Annotated in this window: 19 protein-coding genes and 3 tRNA genes; 16 read left to right on the top strand and 6 right to left on the bottom strand. The window is 51.9% G+C overall.

Annotation, left to right across the window (positions count from 1 at the left end; genetic code table 11):
• Window positions 1–232 precede the first annotated feature (232 nt).
• The 3 genes from lon (ACXJJX_RS00110) to ACXJJX_RS00100 are packed head-to-tail and all read left to right on the top strand — an operon-like array spanning window position 233 to window position 5,181.
• Complete coding sequence (lon, locus tag ACXJJX_RS00110) at window positions 233–2,644, top strand: endopeptidase La (protein WP_456430719.1); 2,412 nt, start codon at window positions 233–235, stop codon at window positions 2,642–2,644.
• Window positions 2,645–2,687: 43 nt separating this feature from the next.
• Window positions 2,688–3,965, top strand: a complete 1,278-nt coding sequence (locus tag ACXJJX_RS00105) for a hemolysin family protein (protein ID WP_456430718.1) — start codon at window positions 2,688–2,690, stop codon at window positions 3,963–3,965.
• The gene (locus tag ACXJJX_RS00100; protein ID WP_456430717.1) at window positions 3,946–5,181 is read left to right on the top strand and encodes a hemolysin family protein; all 1,236 of its coding nucleotides are present in this window, start codon (window positions 3,946–3,948) and stop codon (window positions 5,179–5,181) included. The genes ACXJJX_RS00105 and ACXJJX_RS00100 overlap by 20 nt, the downstream gene beginning before the upstream one ends.
• Here the strand turns inward: ACXJJX_RS00100 and trmFO are convergent.
• Window positions 5,178–6,497: a methylenetetrahydrofolate--tRNA-(uracil(54)-C(5))-methyltransferase (FADH(2)-oxidizing) TrmFO gene (gene trmFO, locus ACXJJX_RS00095; protein WP_456430789.1), complete on the bottom strand. Its 1,320-nt coding sequence runs from the start codon at window positions 6,495–6,497 to the stop codon at window positions 5,178–5,180. The genes ACXJJX_RS00100 and trmFO overlap by 4 nt on opposite strands.
• Window positions 6,490–6,912, bottom strand: a complete 423-nt coding sequence (gene ndk, locus ACXJJX_RS00090; RefSeq protein WP_456430716.1) for a nucleoside-diphosphate kinase — start codon at window positions 6,910–6,912, stop codon at window positions 6,490–6,492. The genes trmFO and ndk overlap by 8 nt, the downstream gene beginning before the upstream one ends.
• 136 nt (window positions 6,913–7,048) lie before the next feature.
• Here ndk and ACXJJX_RS00085 point away from each other — a divergent pair, with 136 nt between their 5' ends.
• The 9 genes from ACXJJX_RS00085 to ACXJJX_RS00045 all read left to right on the top strand — a co-directional run bounded on the left by ACXJJX_RS00085 (window position 7,049) and on the right by ACXJJX_RS00045 (window position 14,413).
• Window positions 7,049–7,480 (top strand): Hsp20/alpha crystallin family protein, encoded by a 432-nt coding sequence (locus ACXJJX_RS00085; protein WP_456430715.1) that lies wholly within the window; start codon window positions 7,049–7,051, stop codon window positions 7,478–7,480.
• Between the two features lie 100 nt (window positions 7,481–7,580).
• A tRNA-Leu gene (locus ACXJJX_RS00080) sits at window positions 7,581–7,667 on the top strand.
• Between the two features lie 29 nt (window positions 7,668–7,696).
• Window positions 7,697–9,016 carry a trigger factor gene (gene tig / locus ACXJJX_RS00075; protein WP_456430714.1) on the top strand — a complete coding sequence of 440 codons (1,320 nt, stop codon included), beginning with the start codon at window positions 7,697–7,699 and terminating at the stop codon, window positions 9,014–9,016.
• A gap of 10 nt (window positions 9,017–9,026) precedes the next feature.
• Complete coding sequence (gene clpP, locus ACXJJX_RS00070; protein WP_456430713.1) at window positions 9,027–9,635, top strand: ATP-dependent Clp endopeptidase proteolytic subunit ClpP; 609 nt, start codon at window positions 9,027–9,029, stop codon at window positions 9,633–9,635.
• On the top strand, window positions 9,622–10,872 hold the full coding sequence (gene clpX, locus ACXJJX_RS00065; protein ID WP_456430712.1) for an ATP-dependent Clp protease ATP-binding subunit ClpX: 1,251 nt from the start codon (window positions 9,622–9,624) through the stop codon (window positions 10,870–10,872). Before clpP ends, clpX begins: the two co-directional genes overlap by 14 nt.
• 7 nt (window positions 10,873–10,879) lie before the next feature.
• The gene (gene lon / locus ACXJJX_RS00060; protein ID WP_456430711.1) at window positions 10,880–13,300 is read left to right on the top strand and encodes an endopeptidase La; all 2,421 of its coding nucleotides are present in this window, start codon (window positions 10,880–10,882) and stop codon (window positions 13,298–13,300) included.
• Between the two features lie 46 nt (window positions 13,301–13,346).
• Window positions 13,347–13,421: transfer RNA gene (locus tag ACXJJX_RS00055), tRNA-Val, on the top strand.
• A gap of 16 nt (window positions 13,422–13,437) precedes the next feature.
• A tRNA-Asp gene (locus tag ACXJJX_RS00050) sits at window positions 13,438–13,515 on the top strand.
• An 88-nt stretch (window positions 13,516–13,603) separates the two neighbouring features.
• The gene (locus ACXJJX_RS00045) at window positions 13,604–14,413 is read left to right on the top strand and encodes a YdcF family protein (RefSeq protein WP_456430710.1); all 810 of its coding nucleotides are present in this window, start codon (window positions 13,604–13,606) and stop codon (window positions 14,411–14,413) included.
• Between the two features lie 2 nt (window positions 14,414–14,415).
• Here the strand turns inward: ACXJJX_RS00045 and nadA are convergent, their stop codons facing one another.
• The 3 genes from nadA to ACXJJX_RS00030 are packed head-to-tail and all read right to left on the bottom strand — an operon-like array spanning window position 14,416 to window position 18,060.
• Window positions 14,416–15,327, bottom strand: coding sequence for a quinolinate synthase NadA (gene nadA, locus ACXJJX_RS00040; protein ID WP_456430787.1), 912 nt, complete (start codon window positions 15,325–15,327; stop codon window positions 14,416–14,418).
• An 8-nt stretch (window positions 15,328–15,335) separates the two neighbouring features.
• Complete coding sequence (gene lolA / locus ACXJJX_RS00035; protein ID WP_456430709.1) at window positions 15,336–15,998, bottom strand: outer membrane lipoprotein periplasmic chaperone LolA; 663 nt, start codon at window positions 15,996–15,998, stop codon at window positions 15,336–15,338.
• Entirely contained in the window at window positions 15,943–18,060 is a 2,118-nt protein-coding gene (locus ACXJJX_RS00030; protein ID WP_456430708.1) for a DNA translocase FtsK, read from the bottom strand. Before ACXJJX_RS00030 ends, lolA begins: the two co-directional genes overlap by 56 nt.
• Before the next feature lie 91 nt (window positions 18,061–18,151).
• On the opposite strand from ACXJJX_RS00030, the gene ACXJJX_RS00025 reads away from it, so the two are divergent.
• From ACXJJX_RS00025 to thiD, 4 genes are all read left to right on the top strand, one after another.
• Complete coding sequence (locus tag ACXJJX_RS00025) at window positions 18,152–18,904, top strand: ATP-binding protein (RefSeq protein ID WP_456430707.1); 753 nt, start codon at window positions 18,152–18,154, stop codon at window positions 18,902–18,904.
• Window positions 18,888–19,697: a GTP cyclohydrolase FolE2 gene (gene folE2 / locus ACXJJX_RS00020; protein ID WP_456430706.1), complete on the top strand. Its 810-nt coding sequence runs from the start codon at window positions 18,888–18,890 to the stop codon at window positions 19,695–19,697. The genes ACXJJX_RS00025 and folE2 overlap by 17 nt, the downstream gene beginning before the upstream one ends.
• Before the next feature lie 72 nt (window positions 19,698–19,769).
• Entirely contained in the window at window positions 19,770–21,074 is a 1,305-nt protein-coding gene (thiC, locus tag ACXJJX_RS00015) for a phosphomethylpyrimidine synthase ThiC (protein WP_456430785.1), read from the top strand.
• 1 nt (window position 21,075) lies between these two features.
• On the top strand, window positions 21,076–22,416 hold the full coding sequence (gene thiD, locus ACXJJX_RS00010; RefSeq protein ID WP_456430705.1) for a bifunctional hydroxymethylpyrimidine kinase/phosphomethylpyrimidine kinase: 1,341 nt from the start codon (window positions 21,076–21,078) through the stop codon (window positions 22,414–22,416).
• On the opposite strand, the gene ACXJJX_RS00005 is transcribed toward thiD, so the two are convergent.
• The coding region (locus ACXJJX_RS00005) for a methyl-accepting chemotaxis protein (protein WP_456430704.1) at window positions 22,403–23,640 on the bottom strand (1,238 nt) is incomplete at its 5' end. The genes thiD and ACXJJX_RS00005 overlap by 14 nt on opposite strands.

The raw sequence follows: 23,640 nt of genomic DNA, 5'->3' as shown, positions 1-23,640 counted from the left end.
TATCTCTTTCTTTCCGTGCTAAATTGAGATTGACTTTGGACTGGCGGCATGTAATCAAGGCCTCTGGTTGTTGTCAATAGAGAGTTTATAACAGGATCTTTTTTCCGGACCAAAGAGGGATTTTTGTCTGGAGGTCGAAAGGAAGACCGATATAGAATCAAGACCTACCCGGATTGATCTTTCCCCAGATCCCTTTCCCTTGGTAAAGATACTTCCTAGAGGAGGATTATAGATGATCGAACTCGAAGACAGCATTACCAGCCTGAGTGGTCTGTCTGAGGAAGAATCTATCGAGATCCCCGAAGAACTACCCCTCATGGCCGTCCGGGATGTGGTCATCTTCCCCTCCATGATCATCCCCCTTTTTGTAGGCCGTGAGGCCTCCATCTCGGCGGTAAATGAGGCCATAAATCAGCACAATCGTCTCATCGCCCTTACCTCCCAGAAAGACGGCACCGAAGAAGAGCCCAAGCCCGAGGATCTCTATCCAGTAGGGGTGGTAGCCATAATCATGAGGACTTTAAAACTTCCCGATGGCCGATTGAAGATCCTCATCCAGGCAGTAGCCCGGGCCAAGATAGACGAATTTGTCCAGGAATCCCCCCATTTCAAGGTCAGGCTCGAACCCATAAGGGAAGAAGAGCCCAGCGAGGTCTCAGTAGAAATTGAAGCCCTGATGCGTAATGTCCGGGAAAACGCCGAGAAGATCTTCTCCCTCAAGGGGATGCTCACCCCGGAGATCTCAAGTCTTCTTGAAGGGGTAGAAGAACCTGGACGTTTGGCCGACATCGTTGTCTCTAATCTGAGGCTGAGAATCCCTGAGGCCCAGAGGATCTTGGAGACCTTTGAGCCCATTGAACGTCTCAGACTGGTCAATGAGGTGGTTACCAGGGAACTTGAGGTCTCGGCTATGCAGGCCAAGATCCAGTCTGAGGCCAAAGAAGAAATGACCAAGACCCAGAGGGAGTACTTCTTAAGAGAACAGCTTCGAGCCATCAAGAAGGAACTTGGCGAGATAGACGAACATGCCCAGGAGATCGAAGAGTTTCGGGAAAAAATCTCCAAGGCCAAAATGCCCAAGGAGGTAGAGACCGAAGCCCTCAAACAACTGCGGCGTCTGGAGTTGATGCACCCTGATTCGGCCGAGGCCTCGGTCGTACGGACCTATCTTGAATGGCTGGTAGAGCTCCCTTGGCGGCGCTCAACTCGCGACAAGCTCGATCTCAGAGAGGCCAAACGCATCCTTGACGAGGATCACTATGATCTGGAAAAGGTCAAAGAGAGGATCCTAGAGTTTCTGGCCGTCCGCAAGCTCAACAAGACCACCAAGGGCCCCATTCTCTGCTTTGTCGGCCCTCCTGGAGTAGGTAAAACCAGCCTAGGCCGCTCTATTGCCCGGGCTATGGGCCGGAAGTTTATCCGTATCTCCCTAGGAGGAGTAAGGGATGAGGCCGAGATCCGTGGCCATCGTCGGACCTACATCGGAGCCATGCCGGGCCGGATCATCCAGGGTCTTAAGACCGCCGGGACAAACAACCCGGTCTTTATGATCGACGAGATAGACAAACTCTATGCCGACTTCCAGGGGGATCCTTCAGCAGCCCTCCTGGAGGTCCTCGATCCAGAACAGAACAACGCCTTTGTGGATCACTATCTAGGTGTCCCTTTTGATCTGTCTCGGGTGATGTTCATCGCTACGGCCAATATGGCTGACACCATCCCGGCAGCCCTCAGGGATCGAATGGAAATTATTTATATCTCTGGCTATACCGCTGAAGAAAAACTTGAAATTGCCAAAAAGTATCTTCTCCCCCGCCAGATTAAAGAACATGGACTCAAGGCCGAAGAGATCACTATCTCCGATGAGACTATCCTTAAGGTCATCCAGGAATACACCGAGGAGGCCGGGCTCAGGGAGCTTGAACGGCAACTGGCAGCTATCTGTCGTAAAGTGGCCAGACGGATAGCCGAAGGCGAAAGTGGTCCTTTCCGCATCAACCGGGCCAATCTTCATAAGTACCTAGGAGTGCCCAAATATATCCCGGAGCTTGAACAGGAAGAGGATGAAATCGGGGTGGCTACTGGCCTTGCCTGGACCCAGTACGGTGGAGAGGTTCTTTATGTGGAGGCCAGCGTCATGGTCGGCAAGGGAAATCTGATCCTCACCGGACAGCTCGGTGAGGTCATGAAGGAAAGCGCCCAGGCAGCCCTCTCTTATACCCGCTCCCGAGCCCCCAAACTGGGAATTGATCCCGAATTTTATGATAAGTATGATATTCACATCCACGTCCCTGCCGGAGCCATTCCTAAAGACGGCCCCAGCGCCGGGGTAACTATGGCTACGGCTATGATCTCCGCCCTTACGGAGACCCCGGTCTCAAAGGATATTGCCATGACCGGGGAGATTACCTTAAGGGGCCGGGTGCTACCGGTAGGGGGAATCAAGGAAAAGGCCTTAGCCGCCCTGAGAAAGGGAATCTGTCGGGTAATAATCCCGGAGAAAAATATCAAGGACCTCGAAGAGATCCCCAAACACATGCGCCGTAAGCTAGATTTTATTCCCGTAAGACATATGGATCAGATCTTAGAGCTGACCCTTTTATCGGCTAAGAAGAAAAAGAGGGCCAGGGGCCGCAAACGATAAAAACGATAAATAATTAATTTAAATAATTTAAAGAGCAACTTCCATGGGCCCGGAACTGATCCAAGGTCTGGCTCTTATCGCCTTTATGGTCTGTCTATCCGGTTTTTTCACCGGTTCAGAAACCGCTCTTTTTTCTCTGTCCCGCCTTGAAATTGCTCAGCTTAAGAATCACCCCCGCAAGGGCTGCCGCACCATCCCTGAACTTCTCTCCCGCCCTAAAGAACTTCTGGTCTCTCTACTAGTAGGCAACGAGGTGGCCGATATCCTCTCTTCATCTCTAGCAGCCACCATCCTCATCAGTCAGTATGGACCTCAAGGGAAATGGTTGGCTATGGCGGCCATGACAGTTATTCTTTTTATTTTTGGAGACCTTTTACCCAAGGCCGCTGGTTTCAGGGTTCCCCAGAGATTCGGTTGCCTGACTGCCAGACCTCTCAAACTCTTCATCGTTGTCTCTACTCCCTTGAGGTTCTTGTTGATCTGGATCTCTGAGGGCATCCTCAGGCTTCTTGGGGTCCGGATAGAGGAGAGGGAGAATAGCCGGCTACGGGATGAAGACATCCTCCAGCTGATAGAAGAAGGGGCCGAAAAGGGCATCTTCCAGGAACTAGAGCGCCACTTTATCTTCGGCCTCATGGAGCTTGAGGAAACAACTGTTGCCTCCATCATGACCCCCAGAACCGATATCTTCGCCTTGCCCTTACAACCTGTAACCAAAGAGCTAATCAGGAAGATTAAAAGAAAAGGCTTCTCCCGGATTCCCGTCTACCAAGGTGATCTTGATAATCTCAAGGGAATCCTACACGTAAAAGAACTCCTTGGTTGGCAAAAAAAGAGCATCACCAGCCTTGAGACCTTGCTTAGGCCCGCCTATTTCGTCCCCGAGACCATGAAGGCCCGACAGCTGCTGGCTGAATTCCAGCAACGGCGGATTAAAATGGCCATGGTCGTTGATGAATATGGGGTAATCAGTGGTCTGGTCACTTTGGAAGACGTCCTTGAGGAACTCTTTGGGGAAATATACGACGAATTTGATCGCCGTGAGGACCTCATCGAAGAAAAGGCCCCGGGGGTCTATATTCTTTCCCCCCGGCTTAAGGTAGCAGACTTCAACCGCCGCGTCGGGGCCCAGCTACCGGAAGAAGATGTAGAGACCATGGGAGGCTTTGTCCTCCATATCTTTGGGGAACTTCCCCGGGAGGGATTGGCCCAAGAGGCCCATGGTTTCCGTTTCGTAGCCGAAAGGGTCAAAGGCCCTAAGATCCTCTCTATCCGGGCCGAGACCCTTAGAGGAAATGGCAATGTGGGAAATACTGCCTAAGTTTATTGTCTCGGTCCTGCTTCTGGCCACCGAAGCTTTTTTTTCCGGGTCCGAGATGAGCCTGGTAGCCGCTGACCCAGCCTATCTTAAGCGGATCTCGCGCACCAACCATAGCGCCCGCATGGCCCTTTACCTTATTGAAAACTCCGAACGCCTTCTGACCACCACCCTTTTAGGACTCAACCTCTCGGTCATCGGCAACAGCGTTATCACTACGGCTATATTATTGGAGCTCTTTCCTCAAAAAGGTGGCCTGATTGCCGCCCTTGTCCTTCCGCCTCTTTTTTTGATCTTCGGCCAGATAATCCCCAAGACCTACTTCCGCCAGAAGAGCCATCTTTGGGCCCCCCGACTGGCACCCTTTGTCCTCCTGGTCTCTTATCTTTTCTATCCAGTCGTGGCTTTAGTCTCCCGCCTAATCCGCCTTGTTCTCACCCTCTTTGGCGTCGCCCCCCAGCGCCAAGCCCCATCAGTCACCAAAGAAGAGATTGCCCTCCTCATCAAGGCCGATTCCGAACTTGATGCCACAGAACGCCGTCTGATAGAAAAAATTTTTTCTTTCGGAAAAAAGACTGCCAGCCGGGTGATGATACCTCTGGTGCAGGTAACCGCTCTCCCGGAGAGCGCCTCGGTAGAGACAGCTATCGAACTTTTTAAAAAGACTGGGTTTTCAAAGATTCCCATCTACCGAGAGAGGATCATCCAGATAAGCGGAATCCTTTACTGCTTTGACCTTCTTGAGGAAGAAAACCTAAGCCGCCCCGTAGGATCTCTTGCAAAAGCAGCCTATTATGTCCCGGAGTTCAAACCGGTAAGTGAACTTTTAGCCGAGATGCAACGAACCGGCCGGACCATGGCCGTGGTAGTTGACGAGTACGGCGGGGCCTTAGGGATTGTCACTATCGAGGATCTGGTGGAAGAGGTCCTTGGCGAATTCTGGGATGAGTTCGACCCCCGCCGGATTCCCTACGTAAGGCTCTCAGAAAACAGATACCTTGTCCGAGGCTGGATGGAAATCGAGGATCTTAACGAGGAACTCGGGCTCAATCTACCCCCGGGAGAGTATGAAACCTTAGGGGGATTTTTGATGAAGCTGGCTGGTCGGATCCCGCGAGTAGGCGAGGTCTTCCGTTACGGAAACATTCACTTCCTCATCCGCAAGGCCAGCCCGACCACAATAGATGAGGTTGAGGTCTGGATAAGATCCAAAACTTAAAGATTAAGCAGGCCTGATGCCTTAAGCCAATCATTCAGGTCTTTAAGAGCCCTCTGGGCATAAAGCCTTCCCCGCTCTCTTTTGGGAACCCGCCGAGGGAGCTTCGGGAAAAGCCCCCAGTTTATGTTCATGGGCTGGAAATGTTTGGGATCGGCGGAAGTGATATGATTGATTAAAGCCCCATGAGCGGTGGTAGGCGGGGGGATGATCAGGGCCTTGGCCTTTAGCAGGTTGGCGGCGTTGATTCCGGCTAATAGCCCCATGGCCGTTGACTCCACATAGCCCTCAACACCACTTAGTTGCCCGGCCAGAAAAAGGTTTGGTCTTTTTTTGATTTGAAGGGTTGGCAAGAGGATCTTCGGGGCACAGATAAAGGTATTGCGGTGAATTGAACCATAGCGGGCAAAGTCGGCCTTCTCAAGGCCAGGAATGAGGCGAAATACCCTTTTCTGCTCCGGCCAAGTAAGCTTTGTCTGAAAGCCCACCAAATTATAAAGGGTCCCTTCCCGGTTTTCTGCCCGAAGCTGAACCACCGCAAAAGGCTCCCGCCCCGTACGGGGATCCCGGAGCCCCACAGGTTTCATCGGACCATACCTGAGGGTATCGGGTCCCCTTTCGGCCATAACCTCAATGGGCAGGCAGCCCTCAAAATAGCGAGGCTTTTCAAACTCCCTTAAGGGGACCTTTTTAGCTGTCAGTAGCTCTCGGACAAATCGGTAATATTCTTCCTTGTTCAGGGGACAATTAAGGTAGTCTCCGCCTTTTCCCTGATAACGTGAGGCCCGAAAAATAACAGACATATTCAAGCTCTCGGCATAGACAATGGGAGCTATGGCATCATAAAAATAGAGATAATCCTGTCCGGTAATCTCCTTTAAAGATTTAGCTAAAGCCTCAGAGGTAAGAGGGCCTGTAGCTAAGATGACAATCTCACCCTCAGGAATCTCCCGGACCTCTTCTCTGATGATCTCCACCAGAGGATGCTCACTTAGCCTCCGGGTAACAAAGGCAGCAAACCTTTCTCGGTCAACGGCCAGGGCTTTGCCTGCAGGGACCTGAGTAGCTAAGGCAGCCTCCATGATCAGGGAGCCAAGGAGCCGCATTTCCTCCTTGAGAAGCCCGACGGCAGAGGTGATCTCAGCTGATCTCAAAGAGTTTGAGCAGACAAGTTCAGCCAGAAGACTTGTCTTGTGGGCCGGTGTAAATTTAACCGGCCTCATCTCGTAGATACACACCGGCACACCTCGCCTGGCGAGTTGCCAAGCGGCCTCACTGCCGGCAAGCCCCCCGCCGATAACTAAAACACGCCTAGTAATTGACAATGTCTAATTGGCTAAAAAAATAGGCAATCTCCCGGGTCGCAGACTCCGGGCTATCCGAACCATGAACCACGTTTTTTTCAATGTCGGTGGCAAAGTCCCGCCGGATGGTTCCCTCAGCCGCCTTTCGATAATCAGTGGCTCCCATTATCTGCCGGCACTTGGCAATGGCCCCTTCACCCTCGAGGACCATGGCCACAATGGGCCCCGAAGACATAAAATCCGTAAGACTCTCATAGAAGGGTTTGTCCTTGTGGACAATATAGAACCCCTTAGCCTCTTCCTTGGTCATCTTGAGCATCTTTAGGGCCACTACCTTGAGGCCTGCCTGTTCGAAGCGCCGGATGACCTCACCGATCAGGCGCTTGCTCACACCGTCTGGCTTAACCAAAGAAAGCGTCCGTTCGCTCATCACTAAGGCCTCCTTTAACTTTTTGATTCCAAAGCGGCCCTAAACCATACCAATTGACGCCTATCCGGACAATGCCTACAGTTTGTTCGGAATCAGAATAACAAAAAATTTCCAAAAAACAGGAGGAGGTGGGAGAATGCTTGATCTCGTACCTTGGAGGCCAATGAGAGAACTAAGGCGGGAGATTGACCGTCTTTTTGAAGATTTCTTTGGTGAAAGGGCCTTGGCCACCGAGACAGACTGGATCCCCTCGGTCGACATCTCTGAGACCAAAGATGCCGTAATTATTAAGGCTGAACTCCCCGGCCTTGACCCTGAAGACATTGACATTTCCCTGAGAGGGGACATCCTGACCATCAAAGGGGAGAAGAAACAAGAGGTAGAGGAAAAGGACGAAAACTTCCACCGAATTGAACGACGCTATGGTTTCTTCTCTCGCTCCATCCGGATCCCAGCCGAGGTGGACCCTGAACGAATCGAGGCCTCCTACCGACGGGGGGTCTTAAAGGTTGTCCTTCCCAAGAAAGAAGAGGCTAGGGTCAAACAGATCCCCGTCAAAACCGAATGACAACCTACTCGATGAAGGGGGGGAAGGTCTACTTCCCCCCTTGACTGTTTTCCCCCCTTTCTTGACGGTATTTTTTAACTCGATTAGATTCCTTTTTTCAGCGAGAGTGGCGGAATTGGGAGACGCTCTGGACTTAGGATCCAGTGGGGTTTTCCCCGTGGGGGTTCGAGTCCCCCCTCTCGCACCAAAAACGTCTTTAAAGAAAGAGGAGTCCAAATGAGGGTATCAGTAGAAGATCTGTCCAGCGTTCAGAAGCGTCTAGAGGTAGAGCTTCCCCCGGAGATGGTAGACAAGGAGCTCAACCAGGCCTATGCCCGTCTGCGTAAAGAGGTAAAACTAAAGGGGTTCCGCAAAGGCCATGCCCCTAAAGAGCTTTTGAAGCGTCTCTTCCGAGATCGGGTAGAAGAAGAAGTCACCGAGAAGCTTATTAGCGAAACCCTACCCAAGGCCATAAGCCAGTCGAAACTTGTCCCGGTTGTCCGACCTCAGGTTTCATCTTACGAGGCTTTGAGGGAGAATGAGTCTTTCTCCTATTCTGTGGTTGTAGATATCCGCCCGGAGTTTGAACTTCCGGAGTACGAGGGTCTGGAGCTTGAGGCCATGGATACTGAGGTCAGCGAGCAAGAAGTAGAAAACCAGCTTAAGGCCCTCCAATATACCTTTGCAAACTTCAAGGAGGCCCCCGAAGATCACTCCTTGGGAAAGGGGGACGTAGTCATTGTCTCTGTTGAGGTTCTGGAAAGCGGAGAGAGGATCCCAGGACTAAGTACTGAGAGTCTTTACATCGATGTTGGCACCGGAGAATTCAACGCTACTGTAGAAGATGCCTTAGTTGGCCACAAAAAGGGCGAAACAGTAGAAGTAGAGATAACCCACCCTGAAGACGCCCTTAACGAGGCCCTGGCTGGCAAGACCGTTCTTTATCGAGCCCAGATCAAGGAGATTTACATCCGGGAGCTTCCTCCCCTTGATGACACTTTTGTTGAAAGACTTCAGGCTGGTTTCAAAGATCTTGAGGACCTTAAAGAACGCATAAGGCAACGCCTTAAGAAGGAAAAAGAACGCCGGGCCGAAGAGTACCTCAAAGAGCAGATCCTAGAGCAGCTCCGGTCTCGGGTAGATTTTGAGGTTCCGGAGCGTTTTATTGAGTATAAGATAGAACAAATGGTTGAACAGATGGCCCAGAACCTTCAGGAACAGGGGCAGAGTTTTGAAGAGGCTGGGATCTCGGTAGAGAGGTTAAGGCGCCGTCTGCATCCTTTGGCCGAACAGCAGGCAAAGGAAGAACTGATTTTGGAAAAAATTGCCGAAAAGGAAAATATAGGGGTAGATGGACCGGAGCTTGAAGCCCGGGTAGAACAGCTAGTTCGGGCCTTGGGGGCCAGAGGGGAAGAATTACGGGGAGTGTTAGCCACCTCCATGGTCCCCAAACTCATTGCAGAGAAGACGTTGCGCTTTCTTCTCGACAAAGCTAAGATTAAGCAAAAAGATGACACTGAAATTGAAAGAAACGAAACAGAAAAACAGGAAGGATGAAATCAATTCTATGCTCGTACCCATTGTTATTGAGCAGACCGGCCGTGGCGAACGGGCCTTTGATATCTATTCTCGTCTCTTAAAAGAGAGGATAATCTTCATTGGCTCCCCTATAGATGACAATATTGCCAACCTGGTCATTGCCCAGCTTCTTTTTCTGGAAGCCGAAGATCCAGATCGGGACATCACCATCTACATCAATTCTCCTGGAGGTTACGTTACCGCTGGGTTGGCCATCTATGACACCATTCAGTATATCCGCCCTGATGTAGCTACTCTTTGCATGGGACAGGCAGCCAGCATGGGAGCCGTACTTTTAGCTGCCGGGGCCAAGGGGAAGCGTTATGCCCTGCCTCACTCAAGGATCATGCTTCATCAGCCCATGGGAGGCTTTCAGGGCCAAGCGGTAGATGTTGATATTCAGGCCAAAGAGATCCTCCGCCTAAGGGATATTCTTAATAATATCTTGGCTAAACACACAGGGCAGACCTTAGAGAGGATCCAGGCTGACACCGAAAGGGATTTTTATATGTCGGCCGAAGAGGCTAAGGCTTACGGACTAGTTGACGAAGTTATTTACCAGAGGGCAATCAAGGAGGAGAAAGATGGCCAGGCGTAATAGCAAAGGGGGCGACCTCCACTGTTCATTCTGTGGGAAGAGTCAGGATGAGGTCCGCAAACTCATCGCCGGGCCGGCGGTCTACATCTGTGACGAATGCATTGAGCTCTGCAACGACATCATTGCCGAGGAATACGCCCGGGAAGAAGCGGCCCGCAGGCTTTCGGCCATTCCTAAGCCGGCGGAGATCAAGGCCTTCTTGGACGAGTACGTTGTTGGCCAGGAGCGAGCCAAAAAAATCTTGGCCGTAGCTGTCCACAACCACTACAAGAGGATCGATTCCCGGGTCAGCCTGGATGGAGTTGAATTGCAAAAGAGCAATATTCTCCTTATTGGGCCCACAGGCAGTGGTAAAACCCTTCTGGCCCAGACCTTGGCCAAATTTCTTAATGTACCCTTCACCATTGCCGACGCCACCACCCTTACGGAGGCCGGCTATGTAGGAGAAGATGTTGAAAACATCATTCTCAATCTTCTTCAGGCCGCTGATTACGATGTCGAACTGGCCCAGAGGGGGATCGTCTATATTGATGAGATAGACAAGATTGCCCGTAAGGGAGATTCCCCTTCCATCACCCTAGATGTCTCTGGCGAAGGGGTCCAGCAAGCCCTCCTGAAGATTATCGAAGGCACCATAGCCAATGTGCCTCCCAAGGGCGGACGCAAACACCCTCAACAGGAATTTATCAAGGTGGACACCACTAACATACTCTTTATCTGCGGGGGTGCCTTTGTTGGCCTTGAGAATATCATCCGCCAGAGGCTAGGGAAAAAGGCTATCGGTTTTGGAGCCGACATTGAGGTGGCCAAAGATATGACCATTGGCGAAGTCCTGGCCCATACCCAACCTGAAGATCTCATTAAGTTTGGTCTTATTCCAGAATTTGTCGGTCGGCTCCCAGTGGTAGCCACTTTGGATGAGTTGACGGAAGATCAACTGGTGCGCATTTTAAAAGAGCCTCGCAATGCCCTAGTCAAACAATACATGAAGCTCTTTGAGATGGACGGTATCAAGCTTCGATTCACCGATGGAGCCCTTAAGGCTATCGCTCGGGAGGCCATTAAACGGAAGACTGGGGCCCGAGGTCTGAGAGCTATCCTTGAAGAATCCATGCTTGATATAATGTATGATCTACCTTCCAAGGATGATGTCCGGGAATGTGTGGTCAGTGAAGAGGTCATCCTACGGAAGGAAAAACCAATAATCCTGTTCGAGCCAAAGGCCAAAGAGGCCTAGGAGGAGTATGAATAGCATCGAAATTAACGAACGTCTGCCTTTACCCCTGCTCCCTTTAAGAGATATCGTCCTTTTCCCCCACATGGTTGTCCCCCTCTTTGTCGGCCGGGAAAAGTCTATCATGGCCATTGAACACGCCATGGCTATGAGAAAGGAGATATTCCTGGCCGCCCAGAGGGACGCCAAAATAGACGATCCCAAGGAGAAGGACATCTATCGGATCGGGACTATCGGTGTGGTTCTTCAGATCCTGCGGCTTCCCGATGGGACTGTCAAGGCCCTCATAGAAGGGCGCCAACGGGCCAAAATCCTCCGTTTTCTGCCCAACCAGAACTTTTTCATTGTGGAGGTAGAGCCTAAAGACGACGTCTATGAGGCCACTTCAGAGGCAGAGGCTCTCATCCGACTCTGCCATCAAACCTTTGAAGAGTACGTCAAACTCAACAAAAAGATTCCACCTGAGATTGCTAACTCCATTGCGGCTATAAAGGATCCTTCTCGTCTAGCAGATACCATTGCCGCCCATCTTCCCCTTAAGCTGGAGAAGAAACAAAAGTTACTGGAGATCATCGACGTCAACCGTCGTCTGGAGCAGATCTACGGCCTTATGCGTGGTGAGCTGGAGATTATCCAGCTTGAACAGCGGATCAAGGAACGGGTCAAGCGCCAGATGGAGAAGACCCAGCGGGATTACTATCTGAATGAACAGATGCGGGCTATCCAGAAAGAAATGGGGGAGAAGGACGACGGCCGTAGCGAGCTGGCTGAGCTGGGTCGGAGGATCAAAAAGAAGCGGCTCCCGCGAGAAGTAGCGGCCAAGGTCCGTCAGGAATACAAAAAGCTCAAGTTGATGAGTCCGATGAGTGCCGAGGCAGCGGTAGTCCGCAACTATATCGACTGGATCCTTTCCCTTCCTTGGTATGAACGCACCCAAGATAAACTTGACATCGCCGAGGCTGAAGCCATCCTTGATGCTGACCATTTTGGCCTTGAAAAGCCCAAGCAGCGGATTCTTGAACACCTGGCTGTTCAAAGCTTGGTGAAGAAGATCAAAGGGCCCATTCTCTGCCTAGTTGGTCCCCCAGGGGTGGGAAAAACCAGTCTGGCCCGTTCAGTGGCCCGGGCCATGGGGCGAAACTTTGTTCGGATATCTCTCGGTGGTGTTAGGGACGAAGCTGAGATCCGCGGCCATCGTCGGACCTATATCGGAGCCCTTCCTGGGAAGATCATCCAGGGAATGCGGCGGGCTAAGACCATAAATCCGGTCTTCTGCCTTGATGAGGTGGATAAGATCGGGGCTGATTTTCGCGGAGATCCGGCCGCGGCCCTCCTAGAGGTCCTGGATCCTGAACAAAACTTTGCCTTCAATGATCATTATCTGGAAGTTGATTATGATCTTTCCCAGGTACTTTTTATCACTACGGCCAACGCCCTCCATACCATTCCTCCACCACTTCTTGACCGGATGGAGATAATTGAAATCCCGGGCTACACCGAAGAGGAGAAGCTTGAAATCGCCAAACATTTCCTCTTGCCGCGCCAGCTTGAGGCCCATGGTTTAAAGCCCGAACATCTTCAGCTCTCGGACAAGGCCATCTTGGAGATCATCCGCCGCTACACCCGGGAGGCAGGGGTCAGGAATCTGGAACGAGAGTTGGCTACTATCTGCCGCAAGGTAGCCAAAGAGGTAGCCAAAGACAGGGAAAACTTTAAATCCCAGAGGATAATTCCCTCTCAGCTCTCTAAGTACCTCGGAGTCCCCAAGTATCGTTATGGTCAGGCCGAAGAGAAGGATGAAATTGGAGTGGCCACTGGCTTGGCCTGGACAGAGACCGGCGGGGCTCTGCTTCAGATTGAGGCGGTTCTTATGCCCGGGCGGGGCAAGCTGCTAATTACCGGAAAACTCGGCGACGTAATGCAGGAGTCAGTCCAGGCGGCTATGAGTTATGTCCGTTCCCGAGCCTTGCAATTAGGTCTTCCAGCAGATTTTTACCAGAAGGTTGACATTCACGTCCATGTCCCAGAAGGGGCCATTCCTAAAGACGGCCCCAGTGCCGGAATCACTATTGCCACGGCCTTGGTCTCGGCTCTCCTCAAGGTGCCTGTAAAACGCACGGTGGCCATGACTGGAGAGATTACCTTAAGGGGCCGAGTACTCCCAATTGGCGGTCTTAAAGAAAAGCTTCTTGCGGCCAGAAGGGGAAATGTAGAGACGGTCGTTATCCCCAAGGAAAACGAAAAAGATCTCAAAGAACTTCCCAACAAGGTCCTCAAAGGACTTGAGATCATCCTAGTGGATCATATGGATGAGGTGTTGAAGCTGGCCCTGGTGCTTGAAAAACCTGAAGAACTCTTCAAGGAGGTTCCCCCAGAGGCTATTAATCTCTTTGGGGCCTCTGGTGTAGAGGAGGGAATCCGGGCCCATTAGGCACCTTGACAGCCAGAGGCAGTCTTGTTAATGATTGTCTGCCTCTGGGCGGATAGCTCAGTGGGAGAGCATCGGCCTTACAAGCCGGGGGTCACAGGTTCAAGTCCTGTTCCGCCCACCAGTTTGAGAATATGAGCGGGGCCGTAGTTCAGCCCGGTTAGAACGCCGGCCTGTCACGCCGGAGGTCGCGAGTTCGAATCTCGTCGGCCCCGCCACGTTTTTGCGGCCCACCTTGAGGTGGGCCTTTTCTTTTAGAGTAGCACCGGGTATAAAAGGCCAACCAGATTTTAGATTCCAAGCATTATGCCTTCTATCTACCTTAAAAAAACCTTAGAACTTGTCTCTGTACCTTCGGGTTTGGTTTTCGTCTTTTTGATGGTGGGTTTTATTCTCCTGCCGTTGAGGAAACATCGTGGTTGGGGACAATTTGCCGTCTTTTTGGCCTTGGCCACTTACTACTTTTTTGGCATTGGACCAGTAGTCAATCTCCTCTTAAGACCGCTTGAGACCCGTTATCAGTCACCAGAGATAAAAGAGCTCTCACAGGCTGACACCGTCGTCGTCTTGACCAGCTACATTGCCCCTGACAAACGCTCTTTTCTTGACCGACTTGATTGCGAAAGCCTCGCTCGTCTTATCTACGCCCTGAAGCTTCACCAAAGGCTGGATCACCTTGAGCTCATTTTTGTGGGGGCCGGCCATATTGTAGACAATGATTCTCCGGGCGCCCAGGTAATGGCCTGGGTAGCCGAAGAATTAGGCGTCCCCCGAGACAAGATTCGCTATATTGAAGGCCCTCAAGACACGGCCGAAACTGCCAAAACCATGGCTTCTATTCTATCGGAGCGGCGTTTCATCCTCCTGACCAGTGCCGTCCACATGCCTCGATCGGTCTATCTCTTTAAACGTGAAGGCCTCAATCCTATCCCCTACCCTTGCCATTATCTGGCCGGCGGCGGGAAACTCTCACCCTTTTCCTTCTTCCCTCACCCAGCCAATTTGGCCCGGGCTGATCTCGCCGTCCATGAATACCTGGGCCTAGCCTGGTACTACACCCAGGATCATTTCTTTACTAAGGTCCCCTACCTGCGAGATTTCCTGGGCGCCGAGTAAATCTATTTCAGGGCCAGCATGCGGGAGACGGCCTGCCAGGCCTTCTGGCGAATATCTTCCGGAACCTTGATGATGTGTCTGTTCTCCTTGAGGGCCAGATAAAGATCCTCAAGACTGATCCGCTTCATGTTGGGGCAGATCATTCCCTCCCAGGCCGGATAGAATCGTTTACCGGGGGCCACTTTGGAGAGAGGATAAAGAAGCCCCACCTCGGTGCCCACAATAAACTCTTCGGCCTCTGATTCTTGGGCAAAACGCAACATACCCGAGGTTGAACGAACGGCATCGGCTATATCGATGACCTCTGGACGACACTCTGGATGGGCCATAAAAAGGGCCTTGGGATGTTTGGCCTTGGCCTCAAGGACCTTCTCCTTGGTCAAGGCCTCATGGACAGGACAGTAGCCGTGCCAATAGGAGATGCGCTTCTCGGGGAAGAAACGCTGGGTGTACATGGCCAGATTTTTATCAGGGGTCATATAGACCTCTTCGGCCTCAAGGCTCCCCACTACCTTAACAGCATTGGCTGAAGTACAGCAGATATCTGTCTCGGCCTTGCATTCCGCCGTAGAATTGACATAGGTGACCACCGGCACCCCTGGTCTTTTGGCCTTTTCTGCCCGAAGCTGGTCAGCGGTAAGCATGTCGGCCATACGACAGCCAGCATCGAGCCTGGGCAAGAGGACGGTCTTGTCCGGGGAGACAATAGAGGCTGTCTCCGCCATAAAATGAACCCCACAGAAGACAATGACTTCAGCCTCGGTCTGGGAAGCCTTAAGTGAAAGCTCTAAGGAGTCTCCTGTAAGATCGGCTAAATCTTGGATCTCTGGAGGCTGATAATTGTGGGCGAGGATAATGGCTCGACGCTCTTCAGCTAGACGACGGATCTCTTCTTTAAGCCTCTCTTTGTCCATCTCCATGTTTACCTCTCTTTTATTATTTCTACCCCTTTTGGTGGACTGAAAACAAAAAGCCGGTCTGGAAGTTGAAGGTTTAGCTGGATCTGGTTGAAGATAAGTCGGGTATAGTTGCCAAAATAATCCCAATACCAAAGTTCCCGGAGAAGATAGGTCTTGAGATCAACCAATATCCGGAGACGCTCCACTTGAGGATGAGGCTTTCTGGGGACCAACTCAAGGGTAGCCACCTGGGGGCTAGAAGACTGAAGGCTAATTCTGAAGTCTCGAAGAATGTTTCCTTGGCCGGAGATGAATCCCAGAGTGATATCTGAGGCCAGGGCCTTGCCAGAGGGAAAGACCATCACCTGATGAGAGGCAGGCCGAAAGACATAGACGTTCCGGCCATCGGCAACAATGAGAACCTCCTCCGGAATCTTGTATTCCCAGCGCATCCGGCCCGGTTTTTTAAAAAAAACAATTCCTCTTGAGACTTTGATCCTCTGGGTGCTCTTCCAAAAGGCCTCCTGGACAAACTCTGCCTTAAGAGTCTTGGTAGCCTCATAGCGGGTCTGGATCCTTTGGGCAATCTCTTGGGCTGTTGAGGCCCCGAAGGCCACTGGGCTCCAGAGGCTAATGATCACGACGACCAAAAACCGGCCTAGGTTTAACACCATCTGCTGGACCAACGATGCCCTCCTTCTCCATCCGTTCGATAAGACGGGCCGCCCGATTGTAACCTATTCGGAGGCGACGCTGAAGCATAGAAATTGAGGCCTGTCCGGTCTTAAGGACGATATCGACCGCTTCTTCGTACTTTTCATCTTCAAAAAGACCTTCGTCATCTTCAGAACCCTCGGGGACATTTACCGAGGTCAGGATGGCCTCTTCGTATTCTGGAGGCCCTTGAGACTTGAGAAATTCAACTACCCTCTTGACCTCTTTTTCGGAGACATAGGCCCCATGGATACGCTCAAGACGGGAGGTCCCCGGAGGCAAAAAAAGCATATCTCCAGCGCCAAGAAGCCTTTCGGCCCCTCCCGTATCAAGAATAGTCCGGGAGTCCGTCTTGGAGGAGACCTGAAAGGAGATCCGGGCCGGAAAATTGGCCTTGATGATTCCGGTGAGGATGTCTACGGAAGGCCTCTGGGTAGCTACCAAAAGATGGATACCGGCAGCTCGAGCCATCTGAGCCAACCGGGTAAGGGCCTCTTCAACTTCCTTTGAAGAGACTAGCATCAGGTCTGCAAGCTCATCAATAATGATAACCACATAAGGTAGCTTCTCTTCGGCTTCAACGTTGTAGGAATCAAGGTTTCTGGCCCCAGCCTCTTCAAGGAGCAAGTAGCGGCGCTCCATTTCCTGAACAGCCCAGCGCAACGCCCGGGTGGCGTTTTTGGGCTCAATGACCACCGGATGAAGAAGATAGGGAATACCGTCGTAGATAGAAAGTTCTATTCTTTTAGGATCAATCATTAAAAAGCGCAACATCTGCGGAGTAGATTTATAAATTAGGCTAATAATCATGGCGTTGAGGCAGACACTTTTCCCCGTCCCCGTAGCCCCGGCAATAAGGAGATGGGGCATCTTGGCCAGATCGGCAACCACCGGATGCCCAGAGATATCTTTACCAAGAGCAATCGTCAGCCGGGAGGAAGATTTGCGGAAGGCCTCGCTGGCAATTATCTCCTTGAGGTGAACAATCTCCCGCTGGGGATTGGCCACCTCAATCCCAACTACAGACTTTCCGGGGATAGGCCCCACCACCCGGACACTTTCGGCCTTAAGGGCCAAAGCTAGATCATCAGCCAAGCCAGTGACTCGATTTATCTTCACTCCCGGAGCAGGCTCAAACTCATAGACGGTGATTACCGGCCCGGGACAGACTTCCTTTACCCGACCAGAGACTCCAAAATCAGCCAGTTTCTCCTCCAAGATCCGGGCTCGGGCCAGAAGGGACTCCCGGGCCTCGCGCCCCACTGGAGTCCCGGGGGCATCAAGAAGTTCAAGAGAAGGAGGGGTAAAGGGACCGCTGAAAACCTCAGGACTTGGTGAAAAATCCTCCACTATCAACCGAGAGGTCTCCGGCTCCCTGATGGTTGGCTCCGGGGAAGGAGATCCTGCAATTCGGGAATCGTCTTCCCTGACAGGGGCCGTCTTGGTTCGGGAAACTCCTTGAGGAGGCCTTTTAAAGAGGCCAAAGAGGCGGGTAAGGCCTCCAGATGCCGCCCCGATCAGGCTCGAAGGGCTAAGCCCACTCATAAGAAGCCAGCCCACAAAAAGCCCCAAAACAGAAAAAAAGACAAAGCCCGCCTGACCTAAAAGAGGCCCCAGAATCTTTTGGGCCAGCACTCCAAGCAGCCCCCCACCAGGGGGATAACGGGAGAGGATGAGCCTTTCGGGGCCGGGATTGACTAGTTCAAGAAGAAAAGAGGCCGAAATGAGAAAAAGCAGGCCTCCCAAGACAAAAAGCCGGTCCACCTCGGCCCAGCGGAAATACCCCAGGCTACCCCAAAGAAGCCCCAAGGGGACGAGAAAGGCCGCCAAGCCTAACAGATCAAAAAGGGCCCCAGCAAGATAGGCTCCCATAAGCCCCATAGCATTTTGGGCCGGGGCAGAAGTATAGCTCGATAAAGAAGGATCATCGTGGTGATAGGTAACCAGGGCTGTTAGGACGAAGAAAGCCGCAGCCAACCCAAGGAGGGCCAAGAGTTCCTGCTTAATAGTTTCGCGGCGCTGAGCTTTGGCCATGGATTAAACGTATAACACCAAGGCGAACAGAGGCTGTCAATAGGCTCAAAGCTCCTAGCCACCTAAAATTATTTAGGGTAAATTTTCTTTTATGAAAATTGCTATTGCTGGTAAGGGAGGCGTAGGCAAATCAACCATATCGGCCTTTATTATAGAGGCACTACTTAAATCCGGCCGAAGGGTCCTGGCCATCGATGCCGACCCCAGCCCTCACTTAGCCCGCATCCTTGGCTTTCCCGAGGCCGAAAAGGTGATTCCCATTGCGGAGATGAGCGAGCTCCTTGAAGAACGCACAGGTAAAGAAGGGGCCTTTTATCTTCTTAACCCCCGGGTGGATGATCTCCCAGAGCGTTTTATGCTCCGCAAAGGGCCTTTGAACCTTATGGTTGTAGGGGCTATCCGCAAGGGCGGCGGTGGATGTGCCTGCCCAGAGAATACAGTTTTGAGAAACTTGATCAACTTCCTTGTCCTCCGGGCTGAAGAAGACCTTGTCCTTGATATGGAAGCCGGGGTGGAGCATCTTGGCCGAGGTACTTTGGCTGGGGTGGATCATCTGCTGGTGGTCGTCCAGCCGTATCAAGGAAGCATCGAGACCGCCCAGAAGATAACCAAGCTTGCCCGCGACCTGGGTATTGCCCCCCCCCTTTATTTGGCCAATGCCATCCACGAGAAGGCCGATGTGGACTATATCCAGCAAGGCCTTAGGCAGGAGGTCCTTGGCGTCTTCCCTTATGACCCCGCAGTGGCCAGGGCCGAAAGAGACGGACTGGCTGTGGTTGAGGCCAGCCCCAGACTACTTGAAATCGCTCAGGAGGTCATAAATAAACTTGCTAACCGAGCTTAAAGACGTCCAGAGTCTGCCGGACTTCCGACGAATCGAGATTGATAAGGTCGGCATCAAGGATATCCGCTACCCGATTAGCGTTCTTGACCGCGGCCAGGGAACCCAGCAGACCGTGGCCTCCATCAACATGTATGTTGACTTGCCCCATCACTTTAAAGGGACCCATATGAGCCGCTTTGTAGAGATTCTCAATGAGTACCGGAGGGAGATAAACATCAAAAACATCGACCGCATCCTCCGGGAGATGAGACAGAGACTCTCAGCCAAGGTAGCCCATATCGAAATCGCTTTTCCCTACTTTATCGAAAAAGAGGCCCCGGTCACCAGGACACCAGGGTTAATGGAATACTTTTGTTGTATCTACGGTTCAAGTGGTGAGAACTGGCGTGATCTTATCCTCGAGGTCCATGTACCGGTAACTACTGTCTGCCCCTGTTCGCTGGAGATCTCCTGCCGTGGAGCCCATAATCAGAGAGGTATTGTTCGGGTAAGGATCCGCTTTAAGCGTTTCTTCTGGATTGAAGATCTAGTTGAAATCGTTGAAGAATGTGCCTCTTGCGAGGTCTATTCCGTACTCAAGAGGCCTGATGAAAAGTTTGTCACCGAAAAGGCCTTTGAACGCCCCATGTTTGTCGAAGACGTCGTCCGGGCAGTCTGTGAACGCCTTATGGAACACCCAGAGATTACCTGGTTCTCGGTTGAGGCTGAAAACTTTGAATCTATTCACAACCACTCAGCCTATGCCTTCATTGAAAGAAAAAAGGGATCCTTTCCTAGAAAAACTAGTCCTTAACTAAGGCGGTCTTATCAGGGAGAGGGCAGGAGACGTTGACAAGCTAGGTCCTTGCCCATTAAGTTTGCCGTTATGACTCTAAAAGAACGTGCTCAAAACGGAGAGATTTTACCCATCATTGAGGCCTGTGCCAAAGAAGAAGGCCTTGAGCCTGAAGCCCTCCGGGATCTTATTGCCAAGGGGCAGGCTGTCATCCCGGCCAACAATCGTTTTGAACTCAAGAGCCCCCGGGCCATTGGAGCCGGCCTTAGAACCAAGATTAACGCCAACATCGGTACATCAAAAGATCATCCAGAAATCGAACCAGAGCTTAAAAAGCTAGAGGTGGCTTTGGCCGCTGGGGCCGATGCTATTATGGACCTTTCCACTGGCGGGCCTATCAATGAGATCCGGCAGGAGATCAGGCGGCGCTGCCCAGTCCCTCTAGGAACGGTTCCCATCTACCAAGCTGCAGTTGAGGCGGTGGAAGAAAAGAAAAAACCTATAGTGGAGATGACTGTCGATGAGATCTTTTCGGCCATCGAACGCCATGCCCAGGATGGAGTCGATTTTATGACTGTCCATTGTGGGGTCACCCGGCCCGTATTAGAGAGGCTCTCCCACAAGGAGCGCATCCTGGGAGTGGTCTCCCGAGGGGGGTCCTTCCTGGTTGAATGGATGGTCTATAACGGAAAGGAAAATCCTCTTTATGAACACTTTGATGATCTTTTGGCCATTGCCAAGGAGTATGAAGTCACCCTTTCCCTGGGAGACGGGATCCGTCCGGGATGTTTGGCAGACGCCACCGATGGACCCCAGATCCAGGAGCTGATCATTTTAGGGGAACTCACCTTGAGGGCCTGGGAGGCCGGAGTTCAGGTCATGATTGAAGGTCCAGGACATGTTCCCCTTGATCAGGTTGAAGCCAATGTCCTTTTGGAAAAGCGTCTCTGTCATGGAGCCCCCTTCTACGTTTTAGGGCCTCTGGTCCTTGATATTGCCCCTGGCTATGATCATATCGGTTGTGCCATTGGTGGAGCGATAGCCGCCGCTGCTGGGGCGGACTTCTTGTGCTATGTCACCCCGGCTGAGCACTTACGTTTGCCCACCGTAGAAGACGTCCGCGAGGGAGTTATTGCCGCCAAGATTGCTGCCCACGCCGCAGATATCGTCAAGGGTGTACCCGGGGCCTTTGAAAAAGATATCGCCATGGCCCGAGCTCGAGCCCGACTTGATTGGGAGGCCCAAATAGAACTCTCTCTTGATCCTGAACGGGCCCGGCGTTTTCGGAAAGAAGGCGGGGTCTCCCCTGGCAGGGCCTGCACCATGTGCGGTGAGTACTGTGCCATCAAGGTTTACCATCGGGCCCGCAAAAAATCCTTTTTCCCTAGAGGTTAGGATGCTCCGGGTCCTCACCATTGCCGGGTCAGATTCCGGAGGCGGGGCTGGTCTTCAAGCAGACCTCAAGGTCTTTGCCGCCCTTGATGCCTATGGTATGAGCGTGGTCACCGCCGTCACTGCCCAGAATACCCAAGGGGTTTTGGGGTATGAGCCGGTCTCTACCATCCTTGTCCGCCAACAACTTGAGGCCGTTCTCAAAGATATCGGTGCCGAGGCTGCTAAGACTGGTATGCTGGCCAACAGCGAAATTATCCAAACACTGGCCGAGGTCTTAAGGAAACGCCCAATTCCTATCCTGGTTGTTGACCCTGTCTTAGTAGCCAAGGGGGGAGCCAGGCTCCTGGCCAAGGAGGCCGAAAAGATCCTTAAAAAGGAAATCCTTCCCCTGGCCACGGTGATCACCCCCAATATCCCCGAGGCCGAGGCCTTAGTAGGAAGTAAGATCAGGAGCCCGGCCGAGATGGCCGAAGCCGCCAGGAAGATCAAAAAAAAGGGCCCCCAGGCCGTAATCATCAAGGGTGGTCATCTTGAGGAGGATCCTGTTGACATCCTCTTTGATGGAGCAGAGATTTTTGAACTCCCCGGTAGGCGTTTACCCGGACCCATTGGCCACGGAACTGGGTGTACCTTCTCGGCCGCCCTTACCGTATATCTGGCTCGCGGGAATTCGCTCTTTGAGGCTGCCCGCAAGGCCAAAGAGTTCGTCACCATGGCCCTTAAGGCCTCCCCCCAGATAGGCCATGGAGTGGCCCCGACAGATCCTCTTATCTGGCCCCGCAGAAAGGGGGAACGCTTTGAGGTCATCAAAAGGCTCAGTTTGGCCGGAGAGCTCTTGACAAAGATACCAGCCCGGCCTTTGGTACCAGAGGTCCAGATAAATATAGGCTATGCCTTACCGTTTGCTCGCACTCCAGATGAAGTAGCTGCCTTCCCTGGAAGAATCGTGGGCTTTAAAGAGACAGTGCGCATTGTGGCCCCCCCTGAATTCGGGGCCTCTCGCCACGTGGCCAACATAATTCTGACGGTCATGAAATATGATCCAGAGTACCGAGCAGCCATGAACATCCGCTACCAAGAGGACTTTATCTCTCGGGCCAGAAAGATGGGACTTAAGGTGGCTGAGTTCTCCAGGGCCAAGGAACCACCAGAGATAAAAGAAAAGGAAGGATCAAGTCTTTCTTGGGGGGTAGCCTGGGCTATAGAAAAACTAGAGGCAATCCCAGACCTTGTCTACGATAAAGGCGACGTCGGCAAAGAACCTATGATCAGGCTTCTTGGACAAGATCCGTTAGATCTTGTCTCGTTGGCACTGCGGCTGGCTAATCTCAACCAAGCTTAAGGTTTTCTCTCGTTTCTGAGACCAAGGACTCAAGCTCTCCCACGGCCGTCTTAAGATCTCCAGAGATCTGCTGAAGCCTGGCCACTACTTCTTTATTTTTTAAGGCCGAATGATAGATATCATCTATATTTTCCTGGGCAAAGCGTCCTACCTCCTCACTTACCTCTCCAACTTTTTTGACTGCTTGATTGATAAGGCTTATCTCTTCGGCCACCTTTTGAAAGAATGTTTCTATCTCAGCGGCTAATTCTCGACCAGCCTCGGCCTCTTTAACACTGCGGCCCATGAGGGCCACACCAGTACCAACCTCTCGCTGAAGACTAGAGAGGATGTTTTCGATCTCTTCGGTAGCCTTGTGAGTTCGTTGAGAAAGTTCTTTAACTTCATTGGCCACCACGGCAAAACCCTTGCCGGCCTCTCCGGCCCTGGCGGCTTCAATGGTGGCATTTAGAGCCAGAAGATTAGTTTGTTCAGCAATCTCACGAATAGTCTGGATGATAGAACCAATCTGACCGGAGAGCTGATTAAGATGCTCCATGTTTTTATGGATATTCACTACGGCCTCGCTCAAACCAGCAACTCCTTCCTCTACCCGACGGACTACCTCCTGCCCGGAATCAATTACCTCGACCGTTCTTTCAACAGCCATTTTGGCTTCCCTAGCTTCTACAGCCATTAGTTCGATCTTTTGGGAGGCCTCTTTGGCCTTCTGGGCCTTTTCTTCTTGAATTTTGGCGATTTGGGCAATATCTTGAGCCTCATCAACCACTGTCTCTGTGCTTTGAGCCACTACTGTCGCCTTCTCGGCCACAGCCAACAGATGACGGCCCAAGTTTTCAATCAACTCATTAAGATATCTGGCCATCCGGGCCATTTCATCCCGACCACGTATCGTAAAACGATGCCCGAGGTTGCCCCGGGAGATCTCCTTGACACCCTGATAGAAACTGGCTAGAGGCCTTTCAATGGCCCCGTGGAAGAGAACCCAGGAGACCACCAGCAGGAGAATAAAAAGCCCACCGACCATCTCTAAACCACGCCTTTTAAGGGTGGCGCTGGCCTCAAGGACTCGGCCACTATAGGAGACCAAGAAATAGGAATTAATCTCCTCATTTTTCCAACCTGGATGACAACGAAGGCAATAAGGAGTTGTCTTTACCGGAAGGATCTGCACTAGCTCTTTCTGGGTACTGAATACCTTAGCCTCCCCAGAAAACTCCTTGA

It is taken from the genome of Thermosulfuriphilus sp., from assembly GCF_054026695.1.
This window is presented reverse-complemented; position numbering and strand designations above follow the sequence as displayed.

Excerpts from the sequence above, each read along its gene's own strand:
- ACXJJX_RS00025 (WP_456430707.1), top strand. The coding sequence starts at position 18,152 with ATGAAAATTGCTATTGCTGGTAAGGGAGGCGTAGGCAAATCAACCATA.
- ACXJJX_RS00100 (WP_456430717.1), top strand. The coding sequence starts at position 3,946 with ATGTGGGAAATACTGCCTAAGTTTATTGTCTCGGTCCTGCTTCTGGCC.
- ACXJJX_RS00085 (WP_456430715.1), top strand. The coding sequence starts at position 7,049 with ATGCTTGATCTCGTACCTTGGAGGCCAATGAGAGAACTAAGGCGGGAG.
- ACXJJX_RS00045 (WP_456430710.1), top strand. The coding sequence starts at position 13,604 with ATGCCTTCTATCTACCTTAAAAAAACCTTAGAACTTGTCTCTGTACCT.
- lon (WP_456430719.1), top strand. The coding sequence starts at position 233 with ATGATCGAACTCGAAGACAGCATTACCAGCCTGAGTGGTCTGTCTGAG.
- lon (WP_456430711.1), top strand. The coding sequence starts at position 10,880 with ATGAATAGCATCGAAATTAACGAACGTCTGCCTTTACCCCTGCTCCCT.
- nadA (WP_456430787.1), bottom strand. The coding sequence starts at position 15,327 with ATGGACAAAGAGAGGCTTAAAGAAGAGATCCGTCGTCTAGCTGAAGAG.
- tig (WP_456430714.1), top strand. The coding sequence starts at position 7,697 with ATGAGGGTATCAGTAGAAGATCTGTCCAGCGTTCAGAAGCGTCTAGAG.
- thiC (WP_456430785.1), top strand. The coding sequence starts at position 19,770 with ATGACTCTAAAAGAACGTGCTCAAAACGGAGAGATTTTACCCATCATT.
- ndk (WP_456430716.1), bottom strand. The coding sequence starts at position 6,912 with ATGAGCGAACGGACGCTTTCTTTGGTTAAGCCAGACGGTGTGAGCAAG.
- thiD (WP_456430705.1), top strand. The coding sequence starts at position 21,076 with ATGCTCCGGGTCCTCACCATTGCCGGGTCAGATTCCGGAGGCGGGGCT.
- clpP (WP_456430713.1), top strand. The coding sequence starts at position 9,027 with ATGCTCGTACCCATTGTTATTGAGCAGACCGGCCGTGGCGAACGGGCC.
- ACXJJX_RS00030 (WP_456430708.1), bottom strand. The coding sequence starts at position 18,060 with ATGGCCAAAGCTCAGCGCCGCGAAACTATTAAGCAGGAACTCTTGGCC.
- ACXJJX_RS00105 (WP_456430718.1), top strand. The coding sequence starts at position 2,688 with ATGGGCCCGGAACTGATCCAAGGTCTGGCTCTTATCGCCTTTATGGTC.
- clpX (WP_456430712.1), top strand. The coding sequence starts at position 9,622 with ATGGCCAGGCGTAATAGCAAAGGGGGCGACCTCCACTGTTCATTCTGT.